General features: G+C 57.0%; 14 protein-coding genes. 5 read left to right on the top strand and 9 right to left on the bottom strand.

Going from position 1 to position 13,915, the window contains the following annotated elements; genetic code table 11:
- Nucleotides 1–73: 73 nt before the first annotated feature.
- Both G3O00_RS08495 and G3O00_RS08500 read left to right on the top strand, forming a co-directional pair.
- A complete protein-coding gene (locus G3O00_RS08495) occupies nucleotides 74–1,045 on the top strand; it encodes a GlxA family transcriptional regulator (protein WP_206142691.1) in 972 nt (323 codons plus the stop codon).
- Between the two features lie 185 nt (nucleotides 1,046–1,230).
- Nucleotides 1,231–2,205: a LysR family transcriptional regulator gene (locus G3O00_RS08500; protein ID WP_206142692.1), complete on the top strand. Its 975-nt coding sequence runs from the start codon at nucleotides 1,231–1,233 to the stop codon at nucleotides 2,203–2,205.
- Nucleotides 2,206–2,289: 84 nt separating this feature from the next.
- On the opposite strand, the gene G3O00_RS08505 is transcribed toward G3O00_RS08500, so the two are convergent.
- The 8 genes from G3O00_RS08505 to G3O00_RS08540 form a co-directional block, all read right to left on the bottom strand.
- Nucleotides 2,290–4,569 carry a hypothetical protein gene (locus G3O00_RS08505; protein ID WP_206142693.1) on the bottom strand — a complete coding sequence of 760 codons (2,280 nt, stop codon included), beginning with the start codon at nucleotides 4,567–4,569 and terminating at the stop codon, nucleotides 2,290–2,292.
- Nucleotides 4,570–5,306: 737 nt separating this feature from the next.
- Complete coding sequence (locus tag G3O00_RS08510; RefSeq protein ID WP_206142694.1) at nucleotides 5,307–6,008, bottom strand: hypothetical protein; 702 nt, start codon at nucleotides 6,006–6,008, stop codon at nucleotides 5,307–5,309.
- Nucleotides 6,009–6,112: 104 nt separating this feature from the next.
- Nucleotides 6,113–6,505 carry a nuclear transport factor 2 family protein gene (locus G3O00_RS08515; protein WP_206142695.1) on the bottom strand — a complete coding sequence of 131 codons (393 nt, stop codon included), beginning with the start codon at nucleotides 6,503–6,505 and terminating at the stop codon, nucleotides 6,113–6,115.
- Between the two features lie 7 nt (nucleotides 6,506–6,512).
- Complete coding sequence (locus G3O00_RS43280; RefSeq protein ID WP_241025041.1) at nucleotides 6,513–7,244, bottom strand: hypothetical protein; 732 nt, start codon at nucleotides 7,242–7,244, stop codon at nucleotides 6,513–6,515.
- 7 nt (nucleotides 7,245–7,251) lie between these two features.
- Nucleotides 7,252–7,719, bottom strand: a complete 468-nt coding sequence (locus G3O00_RS08525; RefSeq protein WP_206142696.1) for a hypothetical protein — start codon at nucleotides 7,717–7,719, stop codon at nucleotides 7,252–7,254.
- Between the two features lie 11 nt (nucleotides 7,720–7,730).
- A complete protein-coding gene (locus G3O00_RS08530; RefSeq protein WP_206142697.1) occupies nucleotides 7,731–8,012 on the bottom strand; it encodes a hypothetical protein in 282 nt (93 codons plus the stop codon).
- Nucleotides 8,013–8,451: 439 nt separating this feature from the next.
- A complete protein-coding gene (locus tag G3O00_RS08535; RefSeq protein ID WP_206142698.1) occupies nucleotides 8,452–9,489 on the bottom strand; it encodes a hypothetical protein in 1,038 nt (345 codons plus the stop codon).
- Nucleotides 9,490–9,580: 91 nt separating this feature from the next.
- On the bottom strand, nucleotides 9,581–10,435 hold the full coding sequence (locus tag G3O00_RS08540) for a hypothetical protein (RefSeq protein WP_206142699.1): 855 nt from the start codon (nucleotides 10,433–10,435) through the stop codon (nucleotides 9,581–9,583).
- 113 nt (nucleotides 10,436–10,548) lie between these two features.
- On the opposite strand from G3O00_RS08540, the gene G3O00_RS08545 reads away from it, so the two are divergent.
- From G3O00_RS08545 to G3O00_RS08555, 3 genes are all read left to right on the top strand, one after another.
- Nucleotides 10,549–10,749 carry a hypothetical protein gene (locus tag G3O00_RS08545; protein ID WP_206142700.1) on the top strand — a complete coding sequence of 67 codons (201 nt, stop codon included), beginning with the start codon at nucleotides 10,549–10,551 and terminating at the stop codon, nucleotides 10,747–10,749.
- 29 nt (nucleotides 10,750–10,778) lie between these two features.
- Complete coding sequence (locus tag G3O00_RS08550) at nucleotides 10,779–12,248, top strand: phage/plasmid primase, P4 family (RefSeq protein ID WP_206142701.1); 1,470 nt, start codon at nucleotides 10,779–10,781, stop codon at nucleotides 12,246–12,248.
- 78 nt (nucleotides 12,249–12,326) lie between these two features.
- Nucleotides 12,327–12,620, top strand: a complete 294-nt coding sequence (locus G3O00_RS08555; protein ID WP_206142702.1) for a hypothetical protein — start codon at nucleotides 12,327–12,329, stop codon at nucleotides 12,618–12,620.
- Nucleotides 12,621–12,779: 159 nt separating this feature from the next.
- Here the strand turns inward: G3O00_RS08555 and G3O00_RS08560 are convergent, their stop codons facing one another.
- Entirely contained in the window at nucleotides 12,780–13,604 is an 825-nt protein-coding gene (locus tag G3O00_RS08560) for a hypothetical protein (protein ID WP_206142703.1), read from the bottom strand.
- Between the last annotated feature and the right edge of the window lie 311 nt (nucleotides 13,605–13,915).

A 13,915-nucleotide genomic window follows, 5' to 3' on the forward strand; every position in this document is an offset into this window, starting at 1 on the left:
GATGGACAGATCGATTCTAGGCGCGTAGGGTTTGGCGAAATTGCCATATCACCCACGTTTTCAGCCAATCGCCATGACTGCCGCCCCGCGTTCGATCCTGGTCCTCGCGTTCCCTCGTGCCCAGCTGCTCGACGTGTCGGGGCCGCTGCAGGTGTTTGCGTCCGTCAACGAGCTGGCGCTGGAGCGCGGCCAGCCGGCGCCGTATGCGCCTCGCGTCATCGCGGCCGAGGCGGGGCCCGTCGAGACGTCGTCGGGCCTGGTCGTGATGGCGGAATCGCTGCGCTCGGCCGCACGTAGTCCCGATACGCTGATCGTCGCCGGCGGCAAGGGCGTGCATGCGGCTTCGAAGGATGAGCGACTCGTGCGCTGGGTGCGGCAGCAGGCGGCGCGCACACGGCGGGTGGCATCGGTGTGCACCGGCGCGTTCCTGCTCGCCGAGGCCGGCCTGCTCGACGGGCGGCGTGCGGTCACGCACTGGGCGCGCTGCGACGAATTCGCGGCGCGCTATCCGAACGTGCGCGTCGAATCCGATCCGATCTTCATCTGCGAAGGCGCGTTGTGGACCTCGGCCGGCGTGACGGCCGGCATCGATCTCGCGCTCGCGCTGGTCGAGGAGGACCTCGGGCGGGCGACCGCCCTCGACGTCGCGCGCGAACTTGTCGTGTTCCTGAAGCGTCCGGGCGGGCAGGCCCAGTTCAGCACGATGCTGTCGATGCAGCGCACCGACGACCGGTTCGGTGAACTGCATGCGTGGATGGCCGAGCACCTGACAGCCGACCTGTCGGTGCCCGCGCTGGCCGAGCGTGTGCGCATGAGCGAGCGCAGCTTCGTGCGCCACTACCGCGCCGGAACCGGCCGCACGCCCGCGCGCGCGGTCGAGCAGATCCGCGTCGAGGCCGCGCAGCGCCTGCTCGGCGAAACGGCATGGCCGGTCAAGCGGATCGCTGCGCGTTGCGGCTTCGGGTCGGAGGAAACGCTGCGGCGCTGCTTCGTGCGCGTGCTGGGCGTGTCGCCGCAGGGGTATCGCGAGCGATTCGTGCGGTAACGCACCGCGTGCGGCAGCGACCGAGTGGGGCCGGAACGATCGCCGCACGGGACTGAACGGAAATCGATCGCTTTCCAGTCCGAAACGCCGAAACTATTCAGGATCGGAGAACAATGGATGGGGGCTTGTGTCGCGCCCGTCGTGCGCTCTATTCTGTTCCGTTGGCGATTCGAAGGGGGAGCAGCATGGACCGAATCCAGGCAATGGAAGTTTTTACCCGCGTGGTCGACGCGAACAGCTTCACGCGCGCGGCCGACACGCTCGCGATGCCGCGCGCGTCGGTGACGACCATCATCCAGAACCTCGAGGCGCTGCTCGGCGTGCGCCTGATGCACCGCACGACGCGCAGGCTGTCGCTGACGCCGGAAGGTGCGGCGTACTACGAGCATTGCATGAAGATCATCTCGGAGATCGCGGAGGCCGACGCGAGTTTCCAGACCGGCAACCGCAAGCCGAGCGGCGTGTTGCGCGTCCACATGCCGAGTTCGCTCGGGCGGCGCATCGTGCTGCCGTCGCTGTCGATTTTCCGGCAGCGCTACCCGGACATCACGCTTGAACTGGGGCTCTCCGACCGCTATGTGGATCCGGTCGAGGAGGGCATCGACTGCATGATCCGGGTCGGGCCGCTCGAGGATTCGTCGATGGTCGCGCGGCGGATCGGGATGCTGAAGCGCGTGACCTGCGCGTCGCCCGATTACCTCGCGCGTCACGGCGAGCCGCACGAGATCGCCGATCTCGCCGAGCATCATGCGGTGAATTATCGGTCGAGCCACGGCGCGCGGGCGATTCCGTGGGTGTTCATGATCGACGGCAAGCCGTTCGAGGTGCGGATGAACGGGGGCGTCACGGTCAACGATTCGGATGCCTATGTGACGTGCGGGCTGGAAGGGTTCGGGATGATCCAGCCGACGCTGTTCATGGTGCTGGAGAACCTGCTCGACGGCTCGCTGGTCGAGGTGCTGCCGGACTGCAATCCGAAGCCGAAGCCGATTTCGATCGTGTATCCGCACAACCGGCATCTGTCGCAGAAGGTGCGCGTGTTCGCCGACTGGATCGCGGAGGTGTTCGAGTCGACGCCGTCGCTGGAAGGCGGGGAGAACTGGCGCGGGCGGGTGGGGGCGCGGGCGGAGAAGGTGCAGAGAGGGGCGGTGGCGGCGTAAGACACCGGGGCGCGGCCGGGGTGGCCGTGTCGCCCGCCACCGCAGTTTTGGCGCCCCGGAAAGTCGAGCGTCGATGCCGCGGCTTCAATTGCGGGATTGATCCGGCGTCGCGCCGCGCGTCGCGCGATCGCGCAGTGCTGCGGGCAATTGCCACAGTATCAATTCGCGCGTGCCGAGCGCCCACAGCGCCGACCCGCTCCACGAAAAGGCCAGCGCCTGGATCTCGCTGTCCTTGGGTATCGACGATGTGTCGAGCTGCACGGGTGTGCGGCCCTGTGCGACGTCCCAGAGTGCCACGCGATGCTTCCAGCCGCCCGAGGTGTAGGTCGTGCCCATCGCAAGGAGGCGTCCGTTCGCCGAACGGGCGGCGGCCTTGAAGTTGTTGGCAGTGCCCAGCAGTGCCGACAGCACGTGCCCGTTCTTGAGATCCACCACGTGCATGCCGACAAAGCGCTCCCGCTTCGGGCCGGGATACTTCACGGGAGGAGGCATGCTGCCGTCGTCGTCGAGCAGGAGCACGAAGCCTGTCGCGATCCATTGACCTTGCGGCGAACCGAGCGGCTTGGGCACCCATTGCGCAATACCGGCAGCGCTGACGGAATTCGGCGTGCCGAAGCGCTGCGGCAGGGCGATCGTGCGCAGCGTGCGGCCGGTGCGGGCATCCAGCTCGGCGAGCCCTTGCGAATCCTCCGTCCAGTAGCTCCCGGAAGGCCGCCAGCGTACTGGCCAGATCAGGGTATTGGTGCCGTTGCTGATCTCGTCCATCAGCGACTGGCGTACCGATGCCAGCGTGGTGACGAACGGCCATGGATCATCGGTGCCCGACGGCGGTGACGTCGGGCGCTGCACGGTCAGGAACTCGGAACCGAACGGGTTCTCGTTCTTCTCGTCACGCCGGATGTCATGCCAGAAATTGGCCGGCAGATCGTCGTCGAGGATCCAGGCCATATCGCTCATCTGGAAGTCTCGCCAGTCGGTCTCGCTCGGCCAGACGACTTCATGGCCATCGACCTTGCGGCTCGCGAGGTCATATCGGTACAGGCATGGCTTGCTCTTGGCGTCCGGCTGGCCGTCGAACCAGACGGCGCTGCCGTCGCCGTTGATCATCATCCGTCGCGGGCCCTCCTTGCCGTGCCAGACTTCGTCCGCCTGCAACGCGCCGTTGGCCGCGTGCAGCCGCCACACGTACTCGTTCCAGCCGCGGTTGTCGGCCACCTGGGCGCTGAACAGCAGGCTGCCATCCGGCAGGCTGAGGAGGTCGTGCGGGTACAGCAACGTGCGTTGCGACGGGTCGGTCACGAACTTGTCCCAGCGGATGATCGCGGGCTTGATTACCGGGGCGCTCGGGTCCGGCACAACCAGCTTGATTGCGGGGGGCGGCATCGACGGGGTCGAGGGCAACTGCCATGCGGCGGGCGACGTGGCGATTTCCAGCTTGGCCGGCAGTGCGGACAACGCGCCGGTCAATGCCGTGAACACCTCGCCCGGGACGACGGAGATGCCTGTCCTGCTGGATTGGGTCCGGTTGCCGCTGAACACGTCCAGGTCCTGAAGCGTCAGGGCTTTCCACAGGCTGTAGTCGGGGTTGGGTCGTGAGTCGATGCGGCCGAACTGAACGACCGTCGCCGGATGCCCGAATATGGCGCTTACGTCCTGCACCCTGACGAACAGCGCACTCCGGTACTGACCGGTGATGCCGTCGCTGTGGTCCTGGCGGGCCTCCCAGAATGCATAGGTGGTCTGCAGCGCCGGCAGGCCGGCGCCCCGGGACAGCCGGTCGACGCGTGTCCGTGCCTGATCCATGCGCCAGTCCAGTTCCTGTCGGGTGATCGCGCCTTGTTGCAGCGCCTGCTGCAGTTTCGGCAGGGTCGCGTGGTCGGCGATGGCCGTGCGCAGGTCCGGCCGTCGCGACAACAGCACGTAGCTCCAGGGATCCGGCAAATTATGCAGCTGCCAGCTATTGGCATTGGCTGTTACCGGGCTCGTCCGTTCCAGCTCGCGCTGTACCAGCGGCTGCACCTGATCGTAGGGCGCGGAGACCAGCAGGAACACGGCTTCTGCATAGGCTTGCCGGTTCTTGCCGTTGTCCCAGACCAGGACCTGTTCGCCTCGACGGGCGGCTACTTCGTAATCGTCGTCGTGCCCGGTGTCGTGCAGTTGTTCGAATCTCCAATGCAGGCCGTCGACGGTGGTGTCTGGCAGAGGATCGGCGTGGCAGGCGAGCGGGATCGCGATGCCGATCAGAACCGACAGGAAGCATGCGAGGCGTTTTTTCATTGACGTCATGCCCGGATGCAGCAGAAATTTGGACTGTCCGATTCTAAGTGCGGCGTAGCGCTCGTGCCGCGGTGTATCGGGTGCCATTGCGCGGGGTATCGATTTTTGCGCCGTTCGGTATCACCGCATACGGGCATCGGCGAGTGGATCGTCTTTTGGCGGAGGGGGGGCTCGGCATCGGTTGCGTATCACCCCTGGTCTCGAAAGCAATGGCTCGATCATCGCTGCCGCGAAAGCACGAGCCGGTACGGGCGCTCGGCACGGAACGCGCGTGTCACCGGATTGCTGTTGAGTTCAACCGTTCGTGTTTGCGTCGGTCGTGCGCAGACACCGGTGTCGGGACGCGTGATGAGCGCCAGTGAAAGAGCCGCGGCCATTCAGCGCGGCCCCTCGCGTCGGCGCATTCAAGTCGCGGATCGATTTCGACCGGAAGTTTGCAATTGACGATGGCCGAATGATCGTCGCGTTCGACCGGGGAGGCTCACGCGGTCAACGCGATGTGACGGCGTGTGTTTTTTGGCGGAGCAAATGAAAAAGCCGCTGTTCCTTTCGAAACAGCGGCTCTCGCATTTGGTGGCGAATCAGGGATGAAATTCCAATCTTTGGAAAATCATTCTAGATCAACCACTTACCCCATCTGGTAGGTCGAGTTTTCGGAAAAAACGGACACACCAAGTATCCCACGTTCGCCACCAGCACGGAAGGCCAGTGTTGGCGCGGCTGGGTGAATGCTCTCGGACATCTACCCCGGACGGCTAAAACCCTTGTCGGATAAGGCTACGTCCGGCGTGTCCAGCCTGTCCGAGGTAAATCGGCTAGCGAGGTTATGCTGACCTCGATCGCGTCGTTTGCTCGCGCAACAACCCGACTTCCTTGATGAAGTTTCGCCGATCATCCTCCGGCAGTTCTAGAATGAACGCACACTTATTGCCCAGCCCATTGAACGATGCACCGACAACGAACGCACGCGTTGAATCGACGATCCACACCCGATCATGTAGGTCATCGGTTTTTCTGCATGTCAGTCTGATGCCCCGCTTTTGGCAGATATCGTTGAATCCGCTTGCCACCTCGGAATCACGCGCCCTGGGTTTGACAAAAAGCTCGATTGATTTGACCGTTTTGGGAATAACGTCGTTGATTCCGGCTAGGTAGTCACTCTTTGACAGATTTTTGATCGTTCTCAGAAAATAAGGATCGCAAATCACCAATTGAGATGCCCCCAAGAATCCGTCATGCAAATGACTAATAGCCTGTCCCCGTGCGGCAGAACCAATTGATGTCATTAGCTGCATTACGTTGTTGCCTTCCTCACCAGTCATTCTGCATGAAACGGTGGGGCGTTCCAGTAGCGCGTCGACCTTTTGTTCTAAATGATCGAGCCGATAGAAAATTTGCCTGTTCCAATGACGAAAAAATGGCGAGACTGAATCGATTCGCCACAATGCATCGTCGTAAGTCTCGCTCTGCTCTGTAATCGCGATCAGATTTTTTAAGTGCTGGATCAATTGCTCTTTATCTGGCATGTTAAATCCTTAGTGTGAGTTATTGTCGATCTATCATTGTCAATGTCTGACAGATACCAGCGTAGGGCCCAGGCACAGAATTCCCCGATGCGATAGTGAGACGATTACGAAATCGGTTCGACCAAGTGACGACGATTAGCCGGTGCGAGATAGTCATCGGGCCAGAATTCAACGATGCGCGAGATTTTCCCCTCAGACATCGTAAAGAATGAAATCGCACGGGCACGAAGCACGCCATCCGTGACGCTCACATCCGAGGCGGCCTCGTTTCCGTTTCCGACGACGCGGTTGACTATGAACCGCCAAGGACCTTGTGCGGGATATTCGTAGTTCATCCGGGAAAAATTTGCGGCCCCGCGAATCCGTTCGTTGGATTGAGGCCACTCAAGTGTGAAGTTCTCGGCAAGAACCTGTCCAACCGAGTCAAAGTCATTGGTTGCCATGAGGTCCCAGAACATTCGGACTATCTCGACGGCTTCGTTTTTGGCAAGGTTCATTGTTAATTTATGCCCGAGGAATCTGAATCACGCGCCGGTAGGCAGGTTTGTGCAGGAAGACTCGCTCAAACGGTCCGCAATCAATGCCTTCGCCACCCGGCCACTCGATCTCTTGATCCTGTGCCGGGTTCCAGAAATCCACAGAGATGATGAGCCAATAAGCATCGCAGGACTGATAGCCCTCGGCCTTCTTGATCTTGTCTGCAACAATTTCCCGCACCCGATCAACTTGAAGCATCGGCACAGAGTAGCTTTGCTGGACAAACCAACGAGGTTTGGCCCACTCGCCGCTGAAATACATGTAATCCAAGCAATCAAGATGATCGTATGTCGCTTGTTCTACGTGCCCAGGTTCCCCACGCTGCACATACATCGCAACTTCAGCAACCCTGCGTGCCAAGTCATCCACATCAGTGATCGGAAACGCAGGATTGAAGCCTATAGCTAGTTCAATGGGACAACCACCGGCCTCAACGTGAAGCTCTTGGGCGCGAGCTACGACTCGTTCTCGGGGTATGGTCTGCCGCTGTTCGCTTGCCGCATCCTGACCGTCGCGAATATAGAGAGTGGTTAGCTCGATCCCCAGCTTCCGATCGCCATGTATCAGCACATCGGGTTTATCTGAGCGCTCAATAGCACCGTTCGGCAACGAATAGTCGGCCTGGAATGACAGGAACGCTTGCCATTCCTCTTCCTGTTGCTTCGTCCACGTCCTTGGCAAGGCAGCTTCAGCGCTCATTGATCATTCACAAGGTGGGGTGAACCATCTTGGTCCTGTTTTTGCCATCCTCATCAATCCAATCAAGTTGAACCCCCAATTTTGACGGGCTGTTCATGTGGACAGAAGCGATGAGTTCGACGGACTGAAATTTATCCATCGTTTGCATGGGGAATTTTGAATCGACTTCCCTCTGATTGACAAATTGATTTCCATCAGGAAACGAAACTCGAACGTTTCGGGCAATCGCGGGACCTTGATTAAAAACCTTGAGCCGATAGTTGTTGCTTCCCACCTTAGAGAAAGCGGCGCCAAGATTGGCTCGCCTACCCTCGGCCAGTTCAGCCGACTCTCTATCTGCAAGCAGAGCGTTCAGTTGTCGCTGGCTCTCTATCAATTCCTCTTGCTTCTTATTGAACTGTAGCGTCTTCCACGTCGAGTAGCAGGACAGCACAAGGGCGAGTATGGCGGCAAAGCCGCTCAGGTCAAGGGTCATTGAACGCGAACTTATTTGATGGTGATGTTCTTGCTACCTTTGAATGCATTCTTCAGAGTCTTCCTCAACTCGTCGGCGATATCCTGAGCAGCTTGCTTCCCTATCTCTTTGGCATGCGCCTCGATGTTTTCGCTATTTGACTCTCGCAACTCGGCACGAGTCATCCGGCGACCGCACGCGGCGCAGGTGACAATCGCCAACTCGTCCTCGGAATCCCCCTCAAACGAGAAGTGGCTTCCCGCGCATGTCGGACATTGCATCTCGATCATCCGGGTGTATTTTGAACTGTCCATCTGCAATACCTCGCCCAGTCGTTTGGTTAAGTTAACGGTTTGCGAAATCCCCACTATTGCCACAGACAATATCATCAATTTCCCCGGGCACGTTGGACACCCCGGACAAAGCCTGATCTGACAAGGGTTTCAACTGGCCGGGGTCTACGTCCGAGGGCTAATCAGCTCGCCGCGCTGGAAATATCCGGCCGATATTTCACGATGATGTCATCGAACTCAGCCTTTTGCGCCGCATGCAATTTGCATATTTCTTCCCGCAAGCTGCGGTGAGCGTCCAATGCTTGCATAAGCAGAGATGTCTAACCGTTCGCCGTCGAAATTGCTTGGCCACTTACCCCGGACAGCAGAAACCCTTGTCAGATCGGGCTTTGTCCGGGTGTCCGACGTGCCCGGGGTAAATCGATGCATCGTTAATCGTCCATCCCACAAGGGCGCCATATCATTCAGCGTCATGCCGGTCCTCAAAGTAGAGACGGGGACGCAGTTTCTCATTCATATCGGCATTGGGGATGTACTGGTGGGCTGCGTCGTAGTCTGGCCATTTGGTCAGAAAGAAGGGGCTAACAACGTTTCCATGGAACGGATCAAATAGCTCTGGCCCCCATTGCGCTGCCTGCATGATATGTAACGCGGCTATGGCGTAGATCAAATCTTTTAGATTTGCCCTTGAGAAATTTGTTTCTCGGTTATGCTTGGTCGCATTGTAAGAGTCATACCACGGAAGTGATTTCGTTGAATTTTCTTTGTTCCATTCTAAAAACGGCGAAAATTCGCCTATATTCGGGTAATCTTTTAGAGCTACAGCCCATTGGTCAAGCCGGAGCGGAGCCTTCGTCCTGTAGTAATCAGCTGTGTTGTATGAGCGCTTTTTCGACGCGCTATTTGCCTCTAAGACCGACCGCCAAGCGGATTCCACTTCAGTGCAGGCGAGTATCAGCAATTCGCGTATTTTATGCCCAAACACGTTGAGGTTATCCGTGGCGGGCTCCACATGCTTGAATATCTCTAATAGATAAGAAAATAAACTCGATGTGGCGACGATCGACTGTACGAAATTAGATCGATATATTGAGCGGGCGGATACAGGGTTGTAGGTCGATAGTGGATCATTTTCCGAATAACGACCCCGCCAAATTCTGGGCCAATAGCTCCCCAATGGCATCTTCGATAGTATGAAATTTCGTGTGTCGAGAATGCTTAAACGTTGCGCGAAAATATGTCCGGCAGCCAAGACGATTTCATCCAATTCGGCTAGATCTTCCCGATTCTTGTAGTAGTCGCGCATTTCGCGAAAGCTATCGAAGGTGTCAATGAAATTCGGCTCTTGAAAGTCAGATGGGTCATAAAATCGGATGGAATTTTCGCCAATTTGCCAAAATGCAATGAAGCGCCCACCATCGCTCATGCAGGCATAAATCTTTGACGGGAAATTTGATGAACATTCTATGCTCGTCGCTGACGATTCTACTGAGTCCACTCGCGCCTCCAAAAGCAAACCCTATGATGTTTTCCCGAATTGGGCGTTCAAGGGGCCAACTTGCAGCGTCGCAGTCGTAGCCCCCGCCTAACTAATTTTCCCCGGACACGCTGGACACCCCGGGCATAGTCTTATCTGACAAGGGTTCTGGCTGTCCACGGACCGTGTCCGAGGCCGATGCACGTCGCCATGCCGGACTCATCACGGCATATTTTCCGATGAGTTGAGCGAGCTTCGCCGTTTCCACCGTATGCACCTCGGTTATCGCATCCCATAAGGCTGGATACGCATCCCATTGTTCCAGGGCTGGGCGGAACGGCTCGTTCACCGCGAATGCCACCATGCGGAACACCCGCCCATCGCTGTCATCGTAGACCAGCAGGCTCAACCGCCAGAATGCGAGTATTCCGGCGAGCACCTTGAGCGATAGCGAATGTTGCCGGTTGTATTGTTCCAGTGCCTTGCTTGCCGGACTGTCGCCCACCGGCTCATCAAACAGCCGTGCAATAGCCGCTTCCATCATCGCAATGCGTGCGTAATGCGGTCTGCCATCCAGCAGGCTTTCAGCCATGTCGGGAAAGGCATCACACACGACCTCCCACAAGTCGGTTGACGGCTCGCGAAAGGCTGCCCACAACCTGACAGGTTCCACACCCTCAAACGGGCCAATCATATAAGCGTCGCGGGTGCCCGGCCACACCGCATCAACCCGTTCCAAGGTGTTCTTGTTAGGCGACGACTTGCCATCTGCATGCCGGTGGAACCGTGGGTTGGCTTTGCCGTCCCGAACGTCAGTGCCAAAGGTCTTCAGATAAGCCGTTGAAATCCTTTCGTAAACAATCTTGCCGTCCAAGCGTTCGACACCGGCTGACCGTCGTGCTGCTTCGAGCCACACCCGCGTCCGAACAGTGGCAATCGCTGACCTCGCCTTGTCGTTCCCTTCCATTTCTTCCGCCAAAGTGACACCCCCCATTCTGGCGGATCATTTTATTCGATTATTTGGAAAAATGCTTCTTATGGCGAGCAATCAAGCAAGCCTGTAAATAGAAGGAAATCAAAATGAATCTGAATACCTATGAAATTGAAGTCGAGCGGACGACGGTTTATTCCGGTGTTTATCGTGTCGAGGCAGAAAGCAAGGCCCTGGCCAAAGAGTATCTGTTGTCCCGCTTGCCATGGGACTCGGCGAATCTGTTGATCGAAGAGGATATCGATAGTGAGGAAGTAGAACTGAAGTCGGTAAAATTCATCTGCCGATAATCAAATAACCACTCTAATAAGGAAGATATATGGAAGCTATTCAATTTGAAATGCAATCCGCTCAAGCCGTGTCGGGTGAACACATCGTCACTGGTGCACAAATCGCACAAGCACTGCAACTGATGTCCGCGAAGCCTAATAAACTGATCGCGGATGCCCCGGAAATCCTTTATTCCGAGCAGTGCTCGAAAAATAAAAACCTGGCAACCGACGATGCCAACCTGTATGTCTGGAACGACAGCTACTGGCAGTTGCAAACGGATGTCGAGACGAAAAGGCATGCCCTGAAATGGCTGCAACTGAACAACCGGACTCGTGCTACCGAACAGACGGCCAAGAGTTGCCATAAGACGGCTTTGCTGCTCACCCAGCAGATGCCGCCCAAGCCCGACCGTATTGTCGTCCCGGCTGGTGGACAGTGGTTCGTAATGGACGACGGGTTTGACTGGTGTGTCGAGTCCCCGGATCGCACGGTCGGCATTACCCACGGCATCCGTCTCAATGCCCGTCCGTTCCCCGGCATTTACAGTCCGGCACCGGTTCCGGTGGACTCGCTGTTCGGACGATACCTGAACACCTCGTTGCCCGACCTCGCCGTACGGGAACTGGTGCAGGAATACATCGGCTACACCCTGTGCAACATGAACCTGCAATGTGCCCAGCTGTGGGTCGGCAACGGTAGCAACGGCAAGTCCGTCATGCTCAACATCGCTCGTGCCCTGCATGAGAAAGCCGTGGCAATGCGGCTGGACAAGCTGGACGGCTTCGACCTGACTTCCATCGTCGGTGCCTCGCTTGCCATCTGCGACGAAACACCGAAGGCGAAGATCAACCAGCAGGCATTGAAAAGCCTGATTTCGCAGGGGTATATCGATATCAACCCCAAGTATAAGGCTGCATTTAGCTACAAACCGATTGCCAAGTGGATTATCTGCGGGAACCACATGCCCGCCATCAATGATCACTCGGATGGCTGGTGGCGACGGTTCCACATCATTGAATGGAATGTCCAGGTGAAGGGCAAGGACATCATCAACGACCTTGACGGCAAGATTATCCGTGACGAGCTGCACATCGTGCTTGACTGGGCCCTGGCAGGGCTGAGCCGTCTGGCCGAAAGGGGTGGGTTCGAGATTCCGGAAGCCGTTGAGCAAGCAAAACAGGCCGCCAAAGCGGATTCCGATACGGTGGCAAGCTGGATCTGGACGATGGGCATCGTGCTGGATGCCAATGCTAAAACGAAAAAGAGGGACCTTTATGTGAGCTATAGCGAGCACTGTGAGCAACTGGGCTTTCCGTCATGTAACGAAGGCCAGTTTTTCAAACGGCTGAATGGCGAAATTCCCGGTATCAAGAGTGAGCGGATCATGGTTCACGAGGGTAACAAAAAGCGCCGTGCCTACTGTGTGAATCTGTCCGTCGGACGGTTTGACGACGAGTCTGCTGCACCATCCCAGCCGGAAGAGCTTGATAACGACCCGTTTGCCGTCAAGCTGTAAAGGTGTAGTTCGGATCGTGGTGTAGGTTCACCACCATCCACTGCTGAATCCAACCAATCCATTTAATAAGGAATGCATATGAAAAACGAAGATACGATTTGTCAGGCGGTTCTTGAGAAGAAGCTCATCGGCTTCTACTACGATGGGCACTATCGGCAGGTAGAGCCCCATCTCTACGGCATCGCGAACGGCGAGCCCAGGTTGCTCGGGTATCAGGTGGCGGGCAAGAGTAACAGTGGCAGTCCTACCAGCTGGCGACAGTTCAAGACGGACAAGATGGCCTATGTCCGGGTGCTTGATCAGGGCTTCAATGGTGGCCGGATGAAGTCTGAACCGGCGAACTGGGATCGTTTTATTGCTATCGTGAACTAGCCGACATGAACCCATCGGAACGAAGAGCCGCAGCCTGCGGCTCTTTTTTATTGTCCGACCGGCGAAGACATCATGTTGGACAGCGACCCCAGACGGCTGAAACCCTTTCCGCGCTGGGCTGTGTCCGGGATGTCCAACGTGTCCGAGGTGAAATACCCGTTAAAGGGTCTGTGCAGTTTGAAATAGTTGCTGATACCAAACAAACGCGTAGCCATTGACGAGCAGAAACGAGGCGATACTCATTGACACTAAGATGACGCAGTTCTTAGTTGGATTCCCGTATTTTCTCGTAGATACGGCGAACCACTGAGTAATCGCGCCGCATGCAGAGGTAGCAAGCCGAAGCATTGCGAGATAGTGAACGAGCGATAGCACTAGACGCACCTGAACATACAACAGCAAGAATACACCTGCGACGTGTGTGACAAGCCACGTCAGGTTTTTCAGCCCCACCCACCGCAAAAACACGCCGATCTTTTCACGCCTCAGAACATCCTGGTATGAGCCAAATTCGGGCGGTGCATAAATCGGCCTCAATGCTGAGTCGATCAAAACGAAAGACAAAACAGCAACACAGAACGTAAGAAGCAGATACGCCGACCATCCGTTACGGTCGATCGCGTCGATCTTGTGCGCATACAGCGTAGCACCGACAAAAAGCCCTATCGAGAAGCAAACGGCAGCCGCAGCAGCCAATAGAACCTGCTCATGCCAATACACGAATCCGAAGCACAGCAAGACCACCACGACCTGACCGAGCATCATTGAATCGCTGTCGCTGCCAGATGGTGCGTTTCGTCGTCGGCTGTAAGTGGTCGGCGACACCGGGACCTCGACTATCGTGCCGACGCGGACGGTAGCTGCCGGAAGCACTTCTTGTTTACCAAGCAGACGTGAATACAACTGCCCAACTGGGAAACCCACCAGAAGAAAGAAAAAGCCGATGATGAGATTGTCTTGGTTTCTGAGTAAAAAGTCGAGCATCGGTTTCCCTTGATCTATTCGCTCTTTTGTCAACGGGTGTGAAAAATTATTGCAACTCTGAATGATACAAGATCGTCAGACTAGTGAGAGTTACCGTTCGTCGGATGGCCTTGCATTCCCGATAAATTCCGGTATCTATATAGAAAGCCGAACGAAGAACGAACCAAGCAAGCAAGGTCAACATTTCACACGGTATCCACAGTTTCACAGTGTCATCGTGTGAAAGAATATATCTGGTGTCCCAGTCCCTGACGAGCAACACCGCGAAGCAGAAACGGACACAGCAACGCTCGGCCCCATAACCATAACAA

Origin of the sequence: Burkholderia sp. Ac-20384, assembly GCF_017104605.1 — a bacterium.
GTDB lineage: Bacteria > Pseudomonadota > Gammaproteobacteria > Burkholderiales > Burkholderiaceae > Burkholderia > Burkholderia lata.

What these genes read in the sequence shown, in the direction of transcription:
- G3O00_RS08495 (WP_206142691.1), top strand. Translation starts at nt 74, where the DNA reads ATGACTGCCGCCCCGCGTTCGATCCTGGTCCTCGCGTTCCCTCGTGCC.
- G3O00_RS08500 (WP_206142692.1), top strand. Translation starts at nt 1,231, where the DNA reads ATGGACCGAATCCAGGCAATGGAAGTTTTTACCCGCGTGGTCGACGCG.
- G3O00_RS08505 (WP_206142693.1), bottom strand. Translation starts at nt 4,569, where the DNA reads ATGGCACCCGATACACCGCGGCACGAGCGCTACGCCGCACTTAGAATC.
- G3O00_RS08510 (WP_206142694.1), bottom strand. Translation starts at nt 6,008, where the DNA reads ATGCCAGATAAAGAGCAATTGATCCAGCACTTAAAAAATCTGATCGCG.
- G3O00_RS08515 (WP_206142695.1), bottom strand. Translation starts at nt 6,505, where the DNA reads ATGAACCTTGCCAAAAACGAAGCCGTCGAGATAGTCCGAATGTTCTGG.
- G3O00_RS43280 (WP_241025041.1), bottom strand. Translation starts at nt 7,244, where the DNA reads ATGAGCGCTGAAGCTGCCTTGCCAAGGACGTGGACGAAGCAACAGGAA.
- G3O00_RS08525 (WP_206142696.1), bottom strand. Translation starts at nt 7,719, where the DNA reads ATGACCCTTGACCTGAGCGGCTTTGCCGCCATACTCGCCCTTGTGCTG.
- G3O00_RS08530 (WP_206142697.1), bottom strand. Translation starts at nt 8,012, where the DNA reads ATGGACAGTTCAAAATACACCCGGATGATCGAGATGCAATGTCCGACA.
- G3O00_RS08540 (WP_206142699.1), bottom strand. Translation starts at nt 10,435, where the DNA reads ATGGAAGGGAACGACAAGGCGAGGTCAGCGATTGCCACTGTTCGGACG.
- G3O00_RS08545 (WP_206142700.1), top strand. Translation starts at nt 10,549, where the DNA reads ATGAATCTGAATACCTATGAAATTGAAGTCGAGCGGACGACGGTTTAT.
- G3O00_RS08550 (WP_206142701.1), top strand. Translation starts at nt 10,779, where the DNA reads ATGGAAGCTATTCAATTTGAAATGCAATCCGCTCAAGCCGTGTCGGGT.
- G3O00_RS08555 (WP_206142702.1), top strand. Translation starts at nt 12,327, where the DNA reads ATGAAAAACGAAGATACGATTTGTCAGGCGGTTCTTGAGAAGAAGCTC.
- G3O00_RS08560 (WP_206142703.1), bottom strand. Translation starts at nt 13,604, where the DNA reads ATGCTCGACTTTTTACTCAGAAACCAAGACAATCTCATCATCGGCTTT.